General features: G+C 40.4%; 17 protein-coding genes and 1 pseudogene. 3 read left to right on the forward strand and 15 right to left on the reverse strand.

The genetic code is table 11. From position 1 onward, the window contains the following. The 8 genes and pseudogenes from ACIPUA_RS00005 to ACIPUA_RS00040 form a co-directional block, all read right to left on the reverse strand. Nucleotides 1-191 (reverse strand): annotated as a pseudogene (locus ACIPUA_RS00005) (DUF3304 domain-containing protein); the annotation flags it as partial. Nucleotides 192-780: 589 nt separating this feature from the next. Further along, on the reverse strand, nucleotides 781-1,881 hold the full coding sequence (locus ACIPUA_RS00010; protein ID WP_042846076.1) for an ABC transporter substrate-binding protein: 1,101 nt from the start codon (nucleotides 1,879-1,881) through the stop codon (nucleotides 781-783). Nucleotides 1,882-1,956: 75 nt separating this feature from the next. Then, a complete protein-coding gene (locus tag ACIPUA_RS00015) occupies nucleotides 1,957-4,158 on the reverse strand; it encodes a TonB-dependent siderophore receptor (protein WP_449059170.1) in 2,202 nt (733 codons plus the stop codon). Between the two features lie 228 nt (nucleotides 4,159-4,386). Beyond that, complete coding sequence (locus ACIPUA_RS00020) at nucleotides 4,387-5,157, reverse strand: class I SAM-dependent methyltransferase (protein WP_449059171.1); 771 nt, start codon at nucleotides 5,155-5,157, stop codon at nucleotides 4,387-4,389. A gap of 13 nt (nucleotides 5,158-5,170) precedes the next feature. Next, the gene (locus tag ACIPUA_RS00025) at nucleotides 5,171-5,521 is read right to left on the reverse strand and encodes a cupin domain-containing protein (RefSeq protein ID WP_042846082.1); all 351 of its coding nucleotides are present in this window, start codon (nucleotides 5,519-5,521) and stop codon (nucleotides 5,171-5,173) included. Between the two features lie 47 nt (nucleotides 5,522-5,568). Next, a complete protein-coding gene (locus ACIPUA_RS00030) occupies nucleotides 5,569-6,309 on the reverse strand; it encodes an ABC transporter ATP-binding protein (protein WP_449059172.1) in 741 nt (246 codons plus the stop codon). Beyond that, the gene (locus ACIPUA_RS00035) at nucleotides 6,306-7,325 is read right to left on the reverse strand and encodes a FecCD family ABC transporter permease (protein ID WP_042846086.1); all 1,020 of its coding nucleotides are present in this window, start codon (nucleotides 7,323-7,325) and stop codon (nucleotides 6,306-6,308) included. Before ACIPUA_RS00035 ends, ACIPUA_RS00030 begins: the two co-directional genes overlap by 4 nt. Continuing rightward, nucleotides 7,318-8,406 (reverse strand): ABC transporter substrate-binding protein, encoded by a 1,089-nt coding sequence (locus tag ACIPUA_RS00040; RefSeq protein WP_181468739.1) that lies wholly within the window; start codon nucleotides 8,404-8,406, stop codon nucleotides 7,318-7,320. The genes ACIPUA_RS00035 and ACIPUA_RS00040 overlap by 8 nt, the downstream gene beginning before the upstream one ends. 95 nt (nucleotides 8,407-8,501) lie before the next feature. Here ACIPUA_RS00040 and ACIPUA_RS00045 point away from each other — a divergent pair, with 95 nt between their 5' ends. Then, complete coding sequence (locus ACIPUA_RS00045; RefSeq protein ID WP_071548590.1) at nucleotides 8,502-9,218, forward strand: Crp/Fnr family transcriptional regulator; 717 nt, start codon at nucleotides 8,502-8,504, stop codon at nucleotides 9,216-9,218. Between the two features lie 39 nt (nucleotides 9,219-9,257). On the opposite strand, the gene ACIPUA_RS00050 is transcribed toward ACIPUA_RS00045, so the two are convergent. Then, entirely contained in the window at nucleotides 9,258-11,318 is a 2,061-nt protein-coding gene (locus ACIPUA_RS00050) for a TonB-dependent receptor family protein (RefSeq protein WP_181468740.1), read from the reverse strand. 238 nt (nucleotides 11,319-11,556) lie between these two features. Here ACIPUA_RS00050 and ACIPUA_RS00055 point away from each other — a divergent pair, with 238 nt between their 5' ends. Beyond that, nucleotides 11,557-13,119, forward strand: a complete 1,563-nt coding sequence (locus ACIPUA_RS00055) for a S8 family serine peptidase (protein WP_449059173.1) — start codon at nucleotides 11,557-11,559, stop codon at nucleotides 13,117-13,119. A gap of 9 nt (nucleotides 13,120-13,128) precedes the next feature. Here the strand turns inward: ACIPUA_RS00055 and ACIPUA_RS00060 are convergent, their stop codons facing one another. The 6 genes from ACIPUA_RS00060 to ACIPUA_RS00085 form a co-directional block, all read right to left on the reverse strand. Further along, a complete protein-coding gene (locus ACIPUA_RS00060; protein ID WP_048606227.1) occupies nucleotides 13,129-13,749 on the reverse strand; it encodes an ATP-binding cassette domain-containing protein in 621 nt (206 codons plus the stop codon). Beyond that, nucleotides 13,746-14,522, reverse strand: coding sequence for an ATP-binding cassette domain-containing protein (locus ACIPUA_RS00065; protein WP_042846095.1), 777 nt, complete (start codon nucleotides 14,520-14,522; stop codon nucleotides 13,746-13,748). The genes ACIPUA_RS00060 and ACIPUA_RS00065 overlap by 4 nt, the downstream gene beginning before the upstream one ends. Further along, nucleotides 14,516-15,328: an ABC transporter permease gene (locus ACIPUA_RS00070; RefSeq protein WP_449059174.1), complete on the reverse strand. Its 813-nt coding sequence runs from the start codon at nucleotides 15,326-15,328 to the stop codon at nucleotides 14,516-14,518. The genes ACIPUA_RS00065 and ACIPUA_RS00070 overlap by 7 nt, the downstream gene beginning before the upstream one ends. Then, nucleotides 15,325-16,308, reverse strand: a complete 984-nt coding sequence (locus tag ACIPUA_RS00075) for an ABC transporter permease (RefSeq protein ID WP_410054833.1) — start codon at nucleotides 16,306-16,308, stop codon at nucleotides 15,325-15,327. The genes ACIPUA_RS00070 and ACIPUA_RS00075 overlap by 4 nt, the downstream gene beginning before the upstream one ends. After that, nucleotides 16,293-17,870 (reverse strand): ABC transporter substrate-binding protein, encoded by a 1,578-nt coding sequence (locus tag ACIPUA_RS00080; RefSeq protein WP_071548593.1) that lies wholly within the window; start codon nucleotides 17,868-17,870, stop codon nucleotides 16,293-16,295. Before ACIPUA_RS00080 ends, ACIPUA_RS00075 begins: the two co-directional genes overlap by 16 nt. A gap of 219 nt (nucleotides 17,871-18,089) precedes the next feature. Then, complete coding sequence (locus tag ACIPUA_RS00085; RefSeq protein WP_261984862.1) at nucleotides 18,090-18,947, reverse strand: helix-turn-helix transcriptional regulator; 858 nt, start codon at nucleotides 18,945-18,947, stop codon at nucleotides 18,090-18,092. Nucleotides 18,948-19,544: 597 nt separating this feature from the next. On the opposite strand from ACIPUA_RS00085, the gene ACIPUA_RS00090 reads away from it, so the two are divergent. Next, entirely contained in the window at nucleotides 19,545-20,381 is an 837-nt protein-coding gene (locus ACIPUA_RS00090; RefSeq protein ID WP_042846104.1) for an urease accessory protein UreD, read from the forward strand.

Genomic DNA, 20,381 nt, shown 5'->3' on the forward strand with positions numbered 1-20,381 from the left:
CAGCACGTAAACCCCCCGGTTCGACCCCGATAGCCATTGACTGAAAACCAATTGATATTGGTATCTGCCACATGGTTATACCCCAATAAATTCGCCCCCACATAGGCGATGTTCTCTTTCGGTTTCTCGTCAGGCGAACACCCTAAAATAAAGAGTGGAAGAATGAAAAAAGCTAAAGTACACACTCTCATGTACAGTTCCTGTTCATTGGAAATAAAAAATAGTATCGTACACTTAAGGTAAATTATCTATTATTGAATGGATTTAATTCAATTTTTTTCTCGTTTCTTATAAGCAAGATCCATTATGTTAAACGGGTGAGTCAGTTAGTTAAAATCGCCCGCTCCCCCCAATCAAAGCCACTCAAAACAATTTTAAGACACGAACACCCTTAAACTATGCTGAAAGTTTAGAACGGTCTTGCGAGCTTCTGAGTGCGTTTTTAACATCATGTAAACTGACAGGTAAAACGATGAGAAATCGCTAAAAGGCACAAACTTGTTTTGTGACTTTTGCCGATTTTACCAACCGAATAAATGAGGGCGATAATATTTATAAAAAAAGCCACTTATAAAAAGTGGCTATAATATTGCATTATGCTGTTTTTGCTTCCATTTCCGCAGGGTCTTTAATAGGTTCGTTTATAAAGAAGAAATAAATCAATGAATGAGCCCGATATAACAAGGCTTAGAGGTATGTCACTTGATTTTATAATGATAAAAAATGACCAAACTTTTTGTTAGCTATCCTTGCTAACAAAAAGTCAGATGTGATGATAAGTTATAATGTAACCCAGAAAACGCCTTCCGAGCGCAATTGAGTAAACTGCTTTTGAAAATCCGTTAAGTTCTGCTCTGGGTTTAACTTAGTAAATATCTCAGGGTGCATAAATTTTGCCATTGCTTCAATAGCAAATATATTCATCGGGTTATTGTAAAAGTTGTGGTAAATCGCCATCACCCGTTTTTCTTTTACCGATGTTAATGAGGAGATGCCTTGCCTATCGACTAATACCACCAATTGCTTTTGTGCATCAGATTTATTTGCACGGTATCCTAAGCTGACTGCAATTGAACGGCGGTTAAAATTATGCCAATCCGCCCCTGTTAAGAGATAAAAATCAGGGTTTAATGTAATAATATTCTCAATGGAACTTTCTGCCCCTTTAGCTGGAAAGCTATCAGCAACGAGGTTATTTCCCCCCGCTAACGATGCCAAAACGCCATAGCCTGAACGACCATATAGCTGACAGCAGTTATCTGCAAATAGCCCTGCATTCGCTTCAATTAACACGGAAGGAAACGGCTGAACCAACTGAGACTCTATCGCCTTTAATTTTTCTTGGTACAACGTTGCAAACTGCTCTGCTCTTTCTTGCGTACCTAACAATTGCCCTAATAATAAGATACTTTTCGGGGTGTTTTTCGCAATATCCATTCGAAAATCAATAAAAATAACCTTAATACCCGCGGCTTCTAATTGTGGTAAGAATTGGCTATCACGCATCGACCCATAATTAGCCTTATGCATAATCACGACTTCAGGCGCGAGTTCTATTAATTTCTCAATTTGGATGCCCGCTTCTCGTGTTTTTTTCAATGTTGGGATATTTTCGAGCTCAGGAACCGCCGCAAAATAAGCTTGTTTTAAGTCTGGCGCATATTGTGTTAATGAATCACTCCACCCCGAAATACGTGAAATGCCCTCCTTACCACCAGCAATATCAATTGGCAAAATATCGCGACCATCAACTAGAAATAATTTTTCAACCGGAAGATTTACCATCACCTCTCGGCCTTGTAGATCGGTGATCAGCGTTGGCGTTTTAGCCTGTACCCAAACGCTAAATAAGCACAATAACCCTGCCAGAAATAATTTCATAGGATATCTCTTTACCTTAAATCTGCATCATTCTATAAGCATAAAGCCACTCTAAAGTGGCTTTATGTCAATCATTTAAAATGTCACGCTATAATTAAGCGCAAAGGTTCTACCGCGACCTTTATAATCATAAAGGCTCGGAGCTCCGTATTTAGGGCTATACAATCCTTGAGCACGCTGCCCCCAAATTGTAGAGTAATTTTTGTCGAGTAAGTTCTCTACAGCAAAGCTGACCTTACCGACTGGCAACATATAACTTCCTAATAAATCAACGGTATTATAACCATCTAATTTTTTGCCTGCTGCATCCGTTAAGTTAAATGTCTGCTGGCTTTGTAAACGTAATGCCCAGTCATTTGGCTCCCAGCCAACGTAAGCGTTAACCTTAGATGGGCTAGCAAAATCAACACTCCATTTTTCCCAACTACCATTAACTTTCGATTCTGATTTTTGTAGATTGAAGTTGCTTCCTACACTCCAGTCTGAATCATCAAAGAAGTAATCAACGGCACCTTCTACCCCATAAATACGACGTTTATCGGTCTTCATATAGATGGTCATATCATCTTTATTGATACCATAGCTTCTATCAGATAGGGAATAATAGGTGGCTATTTGCGTGCGTAAGTTTTCACCGGTATAGCGCCAACCTAACTCAAAGGAGTTAACCTTGATACCTTTAACTTTGGTATCATTAATATTCACACTATTCTTTAAATTCCAATGGCCATTTGCATCTGGAGTAGATGAATAGGTACCTGTACCATAATATTTAGCAATATCAGGAATTTCAAAACCTTGTGAGAAGTTAAACCATGTTTGTTGCTCTTCCGTTAGGTTAACTAAAACCCCCGCATTAAACAGTAAGTTGTTATAATCCGTTTTCCCGCCCGGAACCGTATCTGCGGATTTACCGTTACCATTCGCAATAGCTTCTTGCTGTGAATAACCAATAAAATCATCCACTTTATTTTCAGTATATTGGTAACGCACGCCACCGCTTAATGTAAACATTGGCGAAATGTCATAGCTGCTTTGTAAAAATGTCGCCATGTTCGTGGTGGTATAACTCGGATATCGGCCAATTTGGAAAGCTTTGGTTAAATCCATTCCCCCCGATTCTTTGGCTTTGTCTAAATCAAAGAACATTTGATTGGCACGGAATTGCTCATGTTCTGCATCCACACCATAAGTTAACGTTAGCTCATCCATTGGTTGGCTATTAAATGTCAGCTTAGTTCCATAGAAATTGGTTTGCTGGTCGGATGAACTAATGCTTGTCACCTCTTTCCCTTTGAGGGTTGGGAATGGATAAAACTTTTGTGATTCATCACGATAATAAACTTGCGCTACAAAATCTTGCCCGAATACATCCGCATTTGAATATTGCAAATTAAGTAAGTTACGCTCAGTACCCGGTAAACGGTCAGAATTTAATTTACCGCTATTGTAGGCATCACTTTGCCCTTTTACCGCAGAAAAATCTTTCCCTAAATATAGGCCATGTTTACCATCCGACTCACTTTTATAATGTTGATATACAGCTTGAATCTGCTGTTTTTCATCCACATTAATCGTACCTGATGCCATGATATCTAGACGGTCAGAAAATTGCAGACCTGTTTGCGTATTATCGATATTGATCGCATTCCCTTTTCCATCATACCAACCACCATAACGTTGATAAGCTACAGCAACACGTCCATGAGCGTTTTCATTACCACCGCTGACAGCCGCTGCAACATTTTCATCATGATCTTTGCCATTGTTAAAGCCTGTTTTTCCACCTAACTGAAGAGAAACTTGTTTTTCTTCTTGGCCTTTTTTCGTGACAATATTAATCAAACCACCGCTGCTACCACCGCCGTACATCGCAGTAGCGCCAGAGATCACTTCAATATGATTGATATTAAAAGGGTCGATAGAGTCTAGTTGGCGGCTATCACTACGAGAAGAGTTTAAACGCACGCCATCTACCATGACAATCATCGAACGACCACGCATGTTCATACCATAATTCGTACGACCTTGGCCACTAACACTCATCCCAGGGATTAACTGAGCTAAAATATCTTTTAACTCCTTCCCGCCCTCCGCTTGTTGCTCAATTTCAGCATTATCAATCACCCAAGTGGTTTGTGCCATTTCAGAAACAGCCTTATAACCACGAGTTGCAGATACCGTAATTTGTTCTTCTTTTTTATCGGCGGCGAATACTGAGGGGGAAACGAAAGGGAGTAAACATGGTGAAAGAATGAAAAGGTGTTTTATTTTCATTAAATTAGGCCTTTAAATGTGGTCATAAAAGTCAGCGTGATCAATTTACAAACAATTCACAAAGCATGATTAAATCATTGCTTATTATTTTGTATAAAAACTATCATCAATTATAACTAATAATAAAGATGTATATAAGTATTATTATCATTACCAATACTTAATAAGAGAGAGAATGATGACGGAAGGGGTTAATCACGCATCCTTGCGCTTAACGGCTCCTTTTAATTATTTCATGCTAACCACGGCAACGTAGTTTAACTTTCCACGGTTTCGACGAAAATGGCGGAACATCTGCAAAAATTGTGGGCGGTTTTCTTTTTTTAACGCATTTCTAATAATTTTCATCGCCCCTAATAGCCCTTCATCATAGATTAGCCCCTTCGGAGACAATAATGTCATTGGCCCCGTTATCGACATCACATTTTGAAAGCCTGTTTGTTTGAATAAGTTAACCCACTGAGTTTGTGGCAAAGGTTGCGCTTTAACATGAATAACTTGCTGCAGTTGAGCTGCTACTTGCTGGACATCCTGTTCATCTTTCAAAGCAATATCATGGGTTAATAAACGGCCCCCCGGCTTTAATACACGATAGTATTCTTGTAATAGCTTTGTTTTTGCTTTATCACCATACATCGTTAGCATTGCCTCATTAATCACCACATCGAAGCTGTTATCTGCAAATGGTAATTTTGAGGCATCTGCCATTTGAATGGTAATCAAATCAGTTAAACCATGATCCGCAACATTTTTTTTAGCTTGTACCAAAGCTTGTTTGTCCATATCAATACCAGTGATGTGGCAACGAAATTGTGAAGCAATTTCAATAGCAGTTGTCCCCATATTACAGGCAATTTCAAGGACGTGGCTTTTTGCATGTAAGCCAGACTGACTAAGTAGCCATTCAGTTGCTATTTTCCCGCCGGGCCGCAAGCGTTTTTTCCCTAGGCGAGCTAAAAATTTATGTCCAGCCTCATGAGCTGTAAATGATTTATCCATAATCGCCTCTAAGTTAATGTGTACAATCAGTATTAGGTTCGCGTAGCATTACCAGCAACATTTTTGCAGGCTCAGGTGCATCAACTGCATGGGGAATATTTGCTGGCATTCTGACAATTTCCCCCGGCTTTGCGGTGACAGGCTTCCCTTCTATGGTTAATAATAAACTTCCTTCCACAACCATGACGATAGCATCAAAGGGAGCGCTATGTTCTGAAAGTGCTTGGCCTTTATCAAAAGCAAACAAGGTCATATTGCCCCCAGTATTTTTAGCCAGAACACGACTGGCAATCCCCTGTTCTGTATAATTAATTAATGTGCTGATGGTAAGCGCTTCTGATGGAGTTATTGTGTTATCACTCATTGTTTTATATTCCTCAATTTAATAATTTTATTTATCTTCGAAAATAATCACCTAAATAACGGAATGACCCCATGTGTCTGTCGACCTTGGTCATTAATAGCCGTTATAGCCACCGGTAATTGGTAAAGCTTTGCGAGGTTTTCTTCCGTTAGAATGGTTTGAGAACCGCCAAATAAAAAACTGCCACTGTTAAACAGTAGTAAGGAATGGTCGGCAATATGCAGGGCATGCTGAGGGTAATGGCTGGTAAATAAGATGGTCATTCCTCGGTGCGCGGCTAAATCACGCAATACGCTAAGCACATTGTCTTGATTTGCTAGGTCTAAAGCCGATGTAGGCTCATCAAGAATGAGAATTTCTGGCTCACTAGCTAACGCTCTAGCAATCATCACCATTTGTTTCTCGCCCCCACTAAGGCGGTTAAACGGTTGATCAGCAAAGTGATTCAATTCTAAATAGGTTAAACATTGCTCAACTATCTGATGGTCTTTTTTGCTGGGCGAGGAATACCAAGGTAAGTGGCGAATGCGCCCAAGACTCACCATAGTCCGCACTGAATAATGAAATAATGAACTACTAAGTTGTGGCACATAAGCAACAGGAGCATTTATCCGTACTTTCCCTGTCGCACCTTGTTGTAAACTGAGTAATAACCTCAATAACGTGGTTTTCCCGCGGCCATTTGGCCCCAAAATTGCACCAATACTGCCTTTTGGCTGTTTAAAGCTTAAATCAGTAAATAGTTGGCGTTGACCTATCGTGAAATTGAGCTGTTCAACATCGATCATAAGTCAGCCACCCTTTTATTTAGCGTGTGAATAAGTAAGGCAAAAATAGGGGCTCCAATTAATGCAGTGATCACACTGAGCGGGATCTCCGCATTGGTAATACTTCGAGCGAAGGTATCAACACCAACCATATATCCCCCACCAATCACTGCACTCGCCGGAAGTAAGATACGATGATCATGCCCTACCACAATCCGAGCAATATGTGGAACAATTAGGCCTACCCAACCAATCGTTCCAGATACCGCAACGGTTGCACTGGTGATCAAGGCTACACAAAGTAAAACCGCCCAGCGTGTACGGTTAATTTTCATCCCCAAAGCCTGTGCATTTTCCTCACCAAGAGACAACACATTGATGCGAAAACGAAGAGCAAAAATGACCAGAACAGCAACTAGAACTACTGGAAAGATGATGGATAGTTTTAAATAGGACGCGCTAGCAAAGCTGCCCATTAGCCAAAAAACAATTGTTTGTAAGGTATTATTTGGGTCGGCAAAATACGTAATTAATGAGATCAAAGCAGCAAAAAAAGCGTTAATAATCACACCAGCTAAAATCAACATTAATAACTGGCTACCTTGGCGATTCAACCCTAACAAGAAAACCAATACAATCGCCAATAACCCCCCCACAAAAGCAAAGGAAATAGTTATAAATAATGAAGAAAACAGCAAGATAGCTAAGGCACCACCTAACGCCGCACCCGATGACACCCCGATAATTTGCGGGCCAACTAATGGGTTGCGGAAAATACCTTGTAGCGCAGCCCCTGCCACAGCAAGACCTGCTCCTGCGACCCCCGCAATCAAAACCCGAGGTAAACGGACATTTAATACCACATTCTGTTCCGTGCGACTGTATGCTAAACCAGTGTCATTGCCTAAAATGGTGTCATAGAAAATATGAAAAACAGCAGAAAACGAAACAGGATAACGCCCACAACTCAGCGCCAATAAAAAAGTGAGTAATAAACAAATAACTAAGCCACCCCACAGAATTTGCGAATTACGCATCAGGTTTCCCCATCAAAGAAAGGTAGTGCAGGCTTTTTTTGTTCATTCCCATTTGCAAAATACCATCGATTTGTTGCTCTGAAACGTTATAACCGTAAAGTTGCTGATAACGTTGACGAATTTCCTCTCGTATTGGTACTTTTACGGTTTCTGGATGGAAGATCATTGCTAGCCACTGCCAATACAAAGGCGTTTCTTGGTTAGGCGCATCCCAAATGAACCCACCAATCGGTAATTTATAGACTCGTTGGTTTTTCACCGCAGTCACTTCGCTTAGCATCGGATTTTGATACACATCCTCAGGGGATAAACCCTCTTCAAAATTGCCCAATAAAATGATATCTGGGTTCCAAACTAAGATTTGCTCTATATTTAAGGTTCTTGGCCCAGTGAGGTCGCGGTTTAAACTCACACCACCTGCTAAAGCAAAATCTGCATTATTATGTGAAGTTGAGCCAAAGGTTTGAATACTCTGCTTAAAATGAGATAGATATAAAACGCGAGGCTGTTCGGATTCTGGAATTTTGGCGGTGGTTGAGGAAAGCAATGCGATGACGTGTTGGCGCCACTCGATCATCTTTTGCGCTTTTTCATTATGGCCTAACGTTTGCCCCATTAGGCGGACCCATTCTTGGGTATAACTTTCTTGCCCATAATCAAGTGTAGCAACCGTCAACCCTGCATTTCGCATTGGTGAAATAATGTCATCCCCTCGATGCCCCCATTGCCATACTAAATCTGGTTCAACATTCAACAATGCCTCAATATTTGGTGTAAAATTATTCCCCACCACATTAGAGTTCACCTGTAAGACCGGTGAAAACATTTGACCCAGCATGCCCTCTCGTGCGGCGACCTTCGCAAACGGGTGCATCCCCACCAGCTTCTCACTACTTTCGTCCATCCCCACTAGCATCGAAGCGGCAGGGATCGGGATCACCACAATACGTTTTGCAGGGGCAGATAAATGAACTTTATCACCTGACATATCGGTAAAATCAATTGATTGGGAAGTGGCTGGGCTTAGCATCCCCAAAAAAGTTACGAAGACTGTCACTATTCTAAAAGCATTATTTATCATAAGGTTATTCAATTCCCCGCCAATATCTTAATTGATAATGTGTATGATTATCATTTATACTCTGACTATTCTAAGGCGGCAAAAGAGGAAGACCTATGACATTTGTCAAAAATATTTTCCCCCATACACAATCTTTAGACTCGCTAAAAATATGTTCTTTATTTCAATCAGTTGAAGATGAAAAATTATCTTTATTGCTGGAAAATTGTGGCTATATACGGTTTAAAAGTAGTGAAATAATTAACCACGAAGGGGAACCATTCAAACATTGCCCTTTGATGATCAGTGGCCAAATAGAGGTATATCGGCACACCTATTTAGGCGAAGAGAAAGTTTTTGGTTTGTTTGATGTCGGGGAAATCGTCGCAATTGCTGCCGTGTTTATGCCTCACAACCGTTACCCTATGAGCTTACGAGCCAAAACTGATGGGGAAGCTTTATTACTAGATAAACGTGATATTCTGCGCCTTTGCCATGCATGCCCACACATCATGGAAAAGTTACTCATGCGTTTTAGCAGTAAGCTTTATGAAAATATCAATCATATTGATTGGCTGACTTCCAGCTCAGCAGAGCAAAGGCTTGCCGCTTATCTTATTGATTTAAAACACAAACAATTAAGCCTAAATATTGTTCTGCCATTATCTCGAGGGCAATTAGCAGCAAAATTAGGAATACGTTATGAAACACTGAGCCGTTTAGTCTCTGGCTGGCGTCAAAAAGGGTTTATTGGTATCGAAAAAGATACGGTGCACATTTATAACGAAAATTACCTGACACAGTTATCTATTTCTGCGCAGCGCCCATTTTAAGGAAAACGCATTAACTTGCGCTAATGCGTTTATTAATTATCAGAAATTAAAGGTCACTCCACCATTCACATTAAAGCCCATTCCGGGGAATAATGTGCTGTCTCTCGCTGTTACCGTTTGGTTAGCAACTGATGTTGTTGCATAGCGTTCATCCGTCAAATTATCCATTGATAAGTAAAGGGACCATTGTTCGGTTGGTTTATAGCTCCCTTTGAGCCCCAATATCGCATAGTGCTTGCGTTTTTGAATATCAAGATTGTTTTGATGATCAACTGCCATATCCGTAGGCGCCCAATGGATATTCGGGCCTACGCTCCAATCGCCTATCTCATACAAAACCTCGGCAGCAATGATATTACGGGGAATACCTGCGATATAATTGCCATTATATTCTCCCCCCATAAAACGAAAATCATTGTAAGTCCAAGAAACTCGGTAATTAAAATCGCCAGGGCCTGCTCCAATGCGCCCAGCCAAGCCGGCTTCTAAACCTTGATGACGTGTTTTAGCTGCATAGTTGAATACCCCCACAACCGTCCCTGCACTGTCATAGGTTGTTATATATTCATCCTTAATTTGGCTACGATATAGCGCAAGGTTCCACTTCAAGGCTTCTGTTATATCGCCCTCACCACCAATCTCATAAGTAACCGCTTTTTGTGGCGAAAGTTTGGTTAGCTTTCCATTACCCGAGTTGATAATCTCCCAGAACGTCGCAGGCTCTTCGCTAGCACTAATATTCGCAAAATAGCGCTGACTTTCCGTTGGACGCCAAACAATACCGGCCTTTGGTGTCCAAAATGTCCAGTTTTGATCAAGTGAAAGATGGCTTTGCCGCTTTTCAACATCACGACGTGCATGTGTCCCTTTCATATCTAAATTCACTGTCACGGCTGGTGTAATATGGATATCGACACCAACACTGCCATAGATATTTTGCGCACGTCCGTCATATTTACCTATTTTTTTCTTATCCGCTGGCGTACCTTTTCGATTTTGCATCAGTTCTGTTTGCAGCGTCATTTGATCCCACGCTAATGCCGTGCGATAGGTAACAGGCTCAGTTTCAATATTATACGTTAGCTGTAAACCTTCACTGTGACTACGGCTAAAACGGTAATATGCAGGCGTAGTGAAGTTATCATGAGTACGAATATGCCATAGCCCTGCCCCTATGGCTTGGTTACCTACCTGCCAATCGGAACGGTTAGCAACCCGAAATTGTTCAACATTACGATGCGGATCACGTAGCCATACCATCGGGTAGACCTCGGTAGGGTTATCGTTTAGTACTTCTTCAGAAACAGGCCCAGCAACATCAAAACGTAAGTCCGTCCAATTTAACCACGTTCTATTCTCAAAATTATCAGTAATATAGCCAAAATTACTACGTAATGTTTTTCGTTGAGAGGAGGAATGTTTACGATAACCATCAAAATGGTCATAGGTAAAATTAACACGCCCATCAAATAACCCATTATCAGATACACCACCAAAAGCCGTTTGTAGCGCTTCACGCCCATGAGAGCCGTACTCATAGCGTAAACGACCTTGTTCATTTCTTCCGGTATAAGACAGAACATCTAGTTCCCCCCCAAGGCTATTACTTTGAGGGTTAAGGCTATTTGCTCCTCGACGTACACTGACCATGCGTGCATCCCGCATTTCTAGTGTACTAATATGGAAACTACCATCTGCATCAGTTGCTGGTAAGCCGTCTTGTAATAATAAAACACCGCGAGCAAGAGGAGCACTCTGTACCCCAGACCCCCGGATATTTAGTCTTGGCTGATCAATCCCACCGAAAAAATTTTGAATAATTAACCCTGGCTGGTAATCAAGCGCATCCTGTAATGTGGCAAGGCGGGAGTCTTTCTCTATCATCACGAGGTTTGTTCCCCCAGCAACTTTTTCAAGTTTCTCTTTCTCTTGCTGTTCGCTTGGGGTTAAGCGGCTGTGCTGCGTAGAAGAATTGACAATTATTACCTCTGGTTTTGTCGGTTGCTGAGCAGCCACCACTTTAGTAGTCGCTAACGTGCTGATACTGAAGGTTAAAGCAATATAGTACGTTAATTTATGCTGTTTTAATGGATAAGGCATATATTTACCCCATAAATAGTAATGGTTATCATTTTCATTTGTGAGGGTAAAATAATTGAAGGAGGAAGATATCCCTATGACATTTGTCAAAAATAAAAATAAATAAAGCATAATTAATATTGTGAATTTTTTTCATTAATAACTAGTAAATAATTAATATTGCAACAAGTAAAAAACAAACCTTAAATAGAATACCAATTCAATGAACAACCAATAACTATTAATATAAAGAGATACGATGAGTATAAAAATTTATAAATATATAGACTTTAATTTAAGTGGGATTTTAGTTAATTTTAATAATACAGAAGAAACTAATGTTGAGGTTGGTTTATTTTTAAATAAAAATAAAATAGACTCTATAATTACCAAAGAAAATCACCACCTATTTAATATAGATAAATCAGGAGATTACCATGCTGAGGTTACATATGAAACGCTAAGTGAAAGTAAGCAAAAACTTAATTCAAAAGCGATCACTTTCAATATAAACAGTATTCAAACTCAGGTTAAGGAATATAACAGCCCAGTAAAAACAAAAACAATTAATCAAAAAGTAGCGGGGGTAAATAATTATAAGTTAGATATCAAAGTACTAAAAGGCAAGTATACTTTACTTGAAACTAAATTGTTAATAGACTTAATACCTATTAATATTGCCCCAGTTAATTCAACTAATAGCCAGCCCATCAGCCAATATGATTATGTAACTTATGACAAAGAAACTGATTTTGAGAGCCTATTACAACTTGCTAATCTAATTGAAACTTTTGAATATGTTGAATATTGTTGTGTTACCCCAAATACGGCGTTATATACACCTCCGCAGTTACCATTTAATCAGAATCCCCCAGAAAATACCGAGCAGGTAGATAATGTTGATGACATAACACCAAATTTTAATCACTTACAAACTTATTTAGATGCCCCAAAAGGCATGAATATTCGCAACGCATGGAATAAACATGTCAATGGTTCAAAAGCGGTAGTTCGACATTTAGATTTTGGCGTATATAAAAACCATGAAGATCTAAAAGATTCAAAAATAACAGTAGTCTATAGCCGCCCTGAAACTGAAGACTGCAACCATGGAACTGCATCAACAGGTTGTATTGTCGCCACCAATAATGCATTCGGTGTGACGGGGATCGCCTATGATTGCCAATACTACTTTTACGATACTGGAGACCTCGATATATTAACTAAACACGTCGCCCCCGGAGACATTGTTAGCCTAGATATACAATTTAAAATTAATGAGAAATTGCTTCCGGCAACAGCCATTCGAAGTTGGTGGGAACGCATTAAAATCATGGTTGATAAAGGAGCAGTTGTAATCCTTGCTGCTGGTAACGGTGGTTTAGACTTAAATTTACCGGGCGTGATGGCTGACTATGGGGATAGCGGCAGCATGTTAGTGGGCGCTTGTAATCATCTTTCGGGGACACGCGCTTATTTCTCAAACTACAACCAAAAAACCTCATTGATAAATTCATGGGGAGACTGGAGTGTCACCACCACGGGGTATAGCTCATTGCAGAAATTACCCGGTAATAATCGTAATTATTCAAAAGATTACTCAGGGACCTCAAGTGCAACACCTTTGTGTTCTGGCGCCCTTGCATTAATCCAAGACTACGCCAAACAAAATGAAATCGTTTTATCTGCGTGGGGAATGCGAGAAATTATCAAAAAGTCGACATATACCGAGGGGGTTGATTATGGGATCGGTTATCGCCCTAATGTAGATGATTTATTAGCAGAAATTGATAAGCTTAGCCAAATCACTGGGGCCAATTAAATTAACCCATCATTTTGATAATTGACCTAATGTGATAACACGGCAGCAAACTTTCTCTAATAGTGCTCTGTTATGGCTAAAAATAATCATAGCTAATGGGCGCTCTTGCGATAATGTGATTAAACGCTGCCAAATCTGTTTTTGTAAATTGGCATCTAATTGAGCCGTTATTTCATCTGCGATTAAAATTTTAGTTCGAGGGTCTAAAGCACGTAATAGTGCAATCCGAGCAAGCTCCCCACCAGAAAGCTCGTTTGGCCGCCTGTCTAGCCATTCGGGCTTTATTGAAAATTGTGCTAACCAATCAGCTTCTGGTCGCCATGCATCATATAAACTGGCACCGACAGTACGGTAAGGATTAAAACTTTTTTCAGGGTGTTGAGGAACTAGCTGGATTGGGCAATACCCCTGGTTATTTAATGGCTTGCCTTCAAATAGAATATGCCCTTGGGTTGGCTTTTGCCACTTCGCTAATACCCGCCCTAATGTCGTTTTTCCAAAACCACTTGGCGCTGAAATCCCAAGGCGTTCATGATGACCAAGTGAAAAGCTAAAGTTATCCCATAATACTTGGTTACCTTGCTCAATACATAAGTTTTTAACATCTAAAACGCTTTCAATTACACTCATTTCATTGCCATAAATTGGTGTTCAGGTAGTGCATTCCATAGTGATTGCAACCACTTGCCACCACCACCTTGCTTTAATTTTTGGCTACTCAATACTTCTTCCATCTCCCCATTGCGCAATAGTGCAATGCGGTCTGCAAAACGTACTGCCATGGAGAGATCATGAGTGACCCATAAAACACCTCGCCCATCGTGACAAAGCGTTTGTATATTTTCAAGAAGTTGAACAGCATGTTCATCATCCAGCCACGATGAAATTTCATCAGCTAAAATATATTCCGCACAAGATAGCGTGGCGCTGCTCGCTAACACTCGCTTTGCCATTCCGCCTGATAATTGGCTTGGATAATGGCCGACTAACGAGCTTTGTAAGTTATATTTCTGTAAATGGCGAGCCACATCATGCATTTTAATATGCTGCCCACTGAGTATAGCTGCACGCTCTAACTGAGGGCCAATTCTGATCAACGGGTTAAGGGCACTCACCCCCTGAGGTATATAACATAAGGAACTCCCACGATGTTGTGGCTTATTTTTTTCTGTTAGCCGTTTGCCATTAAGATTAATATCGCCACGACAACGCATATTTTCAGGGAGTAACCCTAAAACACTTTGCAATAACAGGCTTTTCCCTTCCCCACTCCCACCAACCAGTGCTACCATTTCACCCGGTTGAATATCTAATGAAATGCCTTTTAATAAAGGTGACCAGCGCTTACGCCCTAACCAACGGAATTGAGCCACATCAATCGTTAAATTGTCTAAACTCAACATGCAACCCCCTTTAACCATAACTGCTGCACGGCTTTAGCGAACTGGTCAAATAACAGTACCAACCCCATTAAAGCAACACCAGGGAATACCACCAACCACCATGCTCCAGTGCTCAAATAACGCAGTGCATCAGAAAGTAAAATGCCAAGAGAAGGCTCGTGGGGGGATAAACCAAACCCTAAAAAGCTCAATGCCGCACTGTGCAACACCGCATGAAGAAACATCAGTAGAGTCCCAACTATCCACTGAGGTAAAATCATAGGTAAATAGTGATAACGCCAGCGGTAAATAGCGCTGTTACCAATACGTTGAGAGAGCATAATGTAGTCTGATTGGCTTACACGCTGCAATTCAGCACGTAAAATTAGCGTCAGTTTTGGCCAATGTGTCAGAGCCACCGCCCAAATCACCCCCATTTTACCGCCACCTAATGTAAAACAAATTAATACCAATAGGAGTAAATGAGGCAAAGCAAGTAAGGCATCAATTATGCCTCGGACAGCGTAATCCATTGTTTTATTTAAAGAGGATAAACCTGCCATCACCACAGCAATTAACCCACTTGAAAAAGCGGCAATCAAACCAATTTGCAAGCTTGTAGCAACACCTTGAAAAGTTCTCTCGAATAAATCACGCCCTAAATTATCCGTTCCAAAGACATGTTGCCAAGAAGGTGCTTGCCGCCTATCGAGTAAGCTCATTTCAACATCATTGATGGAAAACCCAAAAGCGTAAATAGCCAAAATAGACAATAAAAGCAAAGAAATGACCAACTTAAACAAAGCACGATTTGGGTTATATGTCATGAGGTTCTCATCACTCCCTTATTCACCTTTTTTAGCAGTACATCAGCAATCGTGTTACTAAAGAAAATCAGTGCTGCACATAACATAACTATCCCCATCAGCAAGGGGATATCCCCCCGTAACCCAGCGTCGATGGTTGCCTGACCAAGCCCTGGATAAGCAAAGACTTTTTCTGCTAATAGTGCTCCGCTAAGTAACTCCCCTACGGAAGCGAACTGTAAACAAATTGCTGGGGTAATCGCATGTTTTAACACATGAAAGCAGATCATTGACCAACCTTTATCACCCTGTGCCTGTGCATAATGAATAAACTCACTATTCAATACTTCAACAACTTTCGCACGCGTATGTAGAGCTATGTTACCAATGCCTAGCATACCCAAAGCAATAACAGGTAAAACTAGGTGATGAAGCTTCTGTGTAAAAGTGGCAGTTTGTTCATCCAACCCTATCGGCCATGCACAACAAATTGGCGCCCATTGTAGTGAAACCGCAAATAAAGAAAGTAATAAAAGACCAACCCAAAAAACAGGTAGTGACGCAAGCAAGTAACATAAGGTTGAAATCAGCTTATCAGGCCAACGGTTTAAATAACGCCCTGCAATAACCCCTAAAGCAAAACCCACAACCCCAGAAAAAAGCCAAGCACAAATTAGAAGGGCAAGGGAAGGCACAAGGCGGTCTGATATCACTTGGACAACAGGGGTATTATAAAGCATGGAATACCCCATATCCCCTTGTAACATTTGCGAAAACCAGCGCCAAAATTGCAGCCATAATGGTTGATCTAGCCCCCAACGAGCTGCAATTAACGCATATTGTTCAGGGGGGACATGCATCAAATCATTGCCAATATAGGCTTTTATTGGGTCAATAGGCGAGTAACTCAGTAGGATAAAAATCCCCGCTGCAGTGACGGTTAACAAACAAATAAACCGCAATAAAAGCCCAAGTGTGGTTCGCATTACTGGCAAGTCCATGCCCATTCATCAACGTTATTTAATACTGACCAAGAACCGTGAATTTCGGGTGCACTCGCGCCTAAATCCACACAATTATTCAGCAAGTAAATATGTTGTAGATTCATTAACCAAGCCCAAGCTGCGTCCCCTTTAACCCCCACTCCTGTCGTGCCATTCCAGTCAACTTTTTGCCAAAGAGGGATAGCGGCTGTTTGGTCAGGTTGACGAAGCGCGTCTTCAATCAGCTCATCAACTGCGCTGTTTTTATAATAACCTGGGTTATAAAACCCAACACCCGCCGCTTTACTGCTGTAATTATGCACCAATTCCATAGGGTCTAAACTCCCCCACCCAAATAAAGTCGGGTTAGCGTGCATATAACGTTCAACAGTTTCCCAGCTACCTGATTTTAAATCCATTTCAATACCGAGTGGTTTCAAACTTGAACGAATAGCCTGCGCTAAATCACGGCGTGTGGTATCGCCACTGGCATACCATAAAGTCAATTTAGCAACCTTACCGTCTTTTTCTCTTAAGCCATCTTTATTTAGTGACCAACCTGCGGCTTCTAGAATCGACTTAGCCTTTGCTAAATCACCGTCTTTAAATGCTGAGTCTGGGTTATTCCAAGGTAAACCCGCAACACCGGTATAAGCCGGCACAGCAAACCCTTCAAGTACAGACTCTGCTAATAATTTACGATCAAGGGCATAGTTTATAGCCCTACGAATTGCGATATCTGACGTAATATCGTTACCTATAGGGTTACCTTGGGCATCTTTTTCACCTCCTGGTGGAATTGGGAAGGAAATCCCCCTATTTTCCACACTATAGCGCTCAATCAGTTTCATGTTTTTTACGTTATTCGCATTCGTAGCAACCGCAGCAGGAATACGGACAATGTCTAATTGATTACTTTGTGCAGCAGCAAACGCAGCATCTTCATCAAGGAACACAAATACCATTTTGCCAAAATCATTTTTTGGCCCCGCATAGTATGGGTTTCGTTCAACAATCAACTGCTGACCCGGTTGGAACGCAACCAAGCGATAAGGACCTGCCCCAATTGGGTTATGAGCATAGGTTTTCGCATCATATTTATCGGCACAAACAATCCCTAATGAACCGAGGACGTTAACAAAAGTGCTTTGGGGAGAAGATAAGGTAATTTTGACGGTTAATGGGTCAATTTCTTCTGCTTGAGCAAAATTCCCCATATCCACCTTACCCCCACTTGCCGCCGCATTATTATAGGTAAATACCACATCTTTAGCTGTTAACGGTGAGCCATCAGAAAATTTTAAATCTTTTTTTAGTTTTAGCGTCCATTGTTTACCATCAGCATTATGTTGATAGCTTTCAAGCATATAGCTATGCCATGAAAGGTCTGCTTTTTGTTTTAATAACGGGCTATGCAGTAAGAGGTAGCTACCGTGACTCCACCCCAACATTGGGTCAAAACCTTCTGTGGGTTCAGCACCGATTGCTAAACGTAAGGTTTGCGAGTGAATAGGTTCTGCGGCTTGGACTTGCAGGCTTAGCCCCATAAGGCACATTGCTGCAATGATATTTTTAATCATACATCCCTCTATAGACTGGTTTTATTTTTTATTTCATACAATTAATGAGCTTTATTTCATTAATTATTGCTATTGGTGAGATATTCACTGTGTGTAGTGAGTCATATTAAATTTAAAGCCATTATTTTCTACGTTCTATATCAAGAGAACTTCGAATTTAATGAAAAACTTATTAAAACGGTAACACACCTTGGCTATGCCGAATAAATTCGGTAATGGCTATTCTTCAATTTCTTTATCAAATTCAATAGGATTTGAACTCGACAATAAGGTAGTAATAAAAGCTGGGTCATTAGATTGCCTTGATTGCAAACGAAATTGAGAAGGCGTCATATTATATTTTCTCTTAAATACATCACAAAAATAGGCATTACTACCAAACCCGCAACGATGGCTAATTTGATATACAGAGTAATTCGAAAACGTTAAATAATTAAGAGCCATCCCCATTCGAACATCTAATAATAATTGGCGAAATGACACACCTTCACGGTTTAAATGACGGCGTAAAGTTGAAGGGGTTGTAAATAACGCCTTTGCAACATCATCCAAACTCCATTTCTTCTGGGGTTCTTGGGTGATCAAATGGGTAATTGCTTGGTTTTTCGGTTCATCATAATTGAAACGAAAAATAGTAAGGATATCAACACCCTCTTGATATATCGCCATTAAAATAAAATATAGGCTTTGCTTCATCAACAGCGCTTCTTGAGATTCACTTTGTTTTTTCAATGGTAAGCATTGTTTTAATAAACTAAAGTTATCTCTGACAGTTTCAGGGGGTGAAACATGGTAAATTGGCTGATGGCTCGTCAACGGTGCACTAGACTTCATCAAGGTGATCAGTAATAAAAAAACGGCTTGTAACTCAAACTCTGTCATCGATAGAGTATGAATTTCAATCGGTTGATTCACAGTGTTACAAACAATATTACAAGAAACTTGGCTGTATTTAGGCATAATTAATGTGATATCCGATGAAATATCAATAGATTGCCCATTGATCACCACATTCCCTTTCGCGCCACACAGCATGGCAATCATCGCGCTTTCAATATAAAACGCTTTTAGCACCATTTGGCTCTCTGAAAGAAAATACTTGTATTCCATAATCTCAATACACTGCAGTCAACATGTGAAAAATATCCCTAGAAAAAGGAGCGATTGAATAAGTCAGAACATAACATTTTTGATGAACAGTAAAACGCCATAAATTGATTGTACACATACCCTACCTGCTTGCGGCTCAGAATATAGTCCTGTTGCTGAAAAATCGCAATATAGATATACGTTCATTTTTTACTGTTATTTTTATGCTTGTTACTTTTTCTAAATAAATTGCTATTTAATTGAAAGGTAATTTTCACTATAAGGTGTAAAATCGCGCGGCAGATGAATCTACTCCGGTTTAAAGAATCACTTTTCTGGCGTTTATTCACACCCTACCCTACTTGCATTAGCTTATATTCTTAATGATCCAAGTTGTAGCTAGATGACAAGCGAACAGGCTTTTCGTCGCATACTTAAGTGTGTGACAAGGGCAAAAGTACCTCGTTAACGACGCTCAGGCTTGCAGTATCACGAGTATATACTTCATATACACCAATCCTTGAGATTAGGGGTATAGCTAAACATGTTCGCGTATTTTTAGTTGGCTGATTTGCAGGAGAAAGTATGTCTGATTTTTCAGGATCAGGCTGGTTAGCTGAAATTTTTTTACGATATGAATTAAAACGTGGAATAACCCGTTTAACGGATAAACAACATATCGGCCCTTTAATGGTACAGCGGCCATTCTATCCCGAGCAAGGGATTGCACACACGTATTTACTTCATCCCCCAGGAGGTGTCGTCGGGGGGGATAAACTACTTATCAATATTGATGTTCAACCCAATGCTCATGCACTACTTACAACACCTGGAGCGACAAAATTTTACCGTAGTGCTGGTGGCGTTGCGCGTCAAGTACAGACGCTAACTGTCGCCAACGATGGTTTTCTTGAATGGTTACCGCAGGAAAATATTTTTTTCCCGAAAGCCCAAGCTCGGCTAGAAACCCATATTCACCTTGGTTTACAGGCAAGGTTTATTGGTTGGGAAATGCAATGCCTAGGGCGACCAGTATTAAATGAGTGGTTTGAAGATGGCGATATCAGAGGGCGACTAAATTTCTATATTGATAACAAACTAACGCTAACTGAATCCTTATGGATCAATGGTCTACAAAACCAATTAGCGATAATGCATGAATATCCAATGCTCGGTTCATTATATATATACCCCGCAACGGATGAATTGAAAGAAGTTATTCATCAAAGTTTAAACCCGCTTTTCGTTTCAAAGAATAAACCTATCGAATATGGCTTAACGGATGTTGATGGCATTTTAGTATTGCGGTTATTAGGTTCTCAAACTGAACCTATGATGGCTTGCTTTGTGCAAATTTGGCAAGCAACAAGGCAGCACTGGCTAGGTTATTGCCCTGAACCACCACGAATTTGGGCAACTTAA

The sequence above is a fragment of the Providencia sp. AGC89 genome (assembly GCF_053543535.1).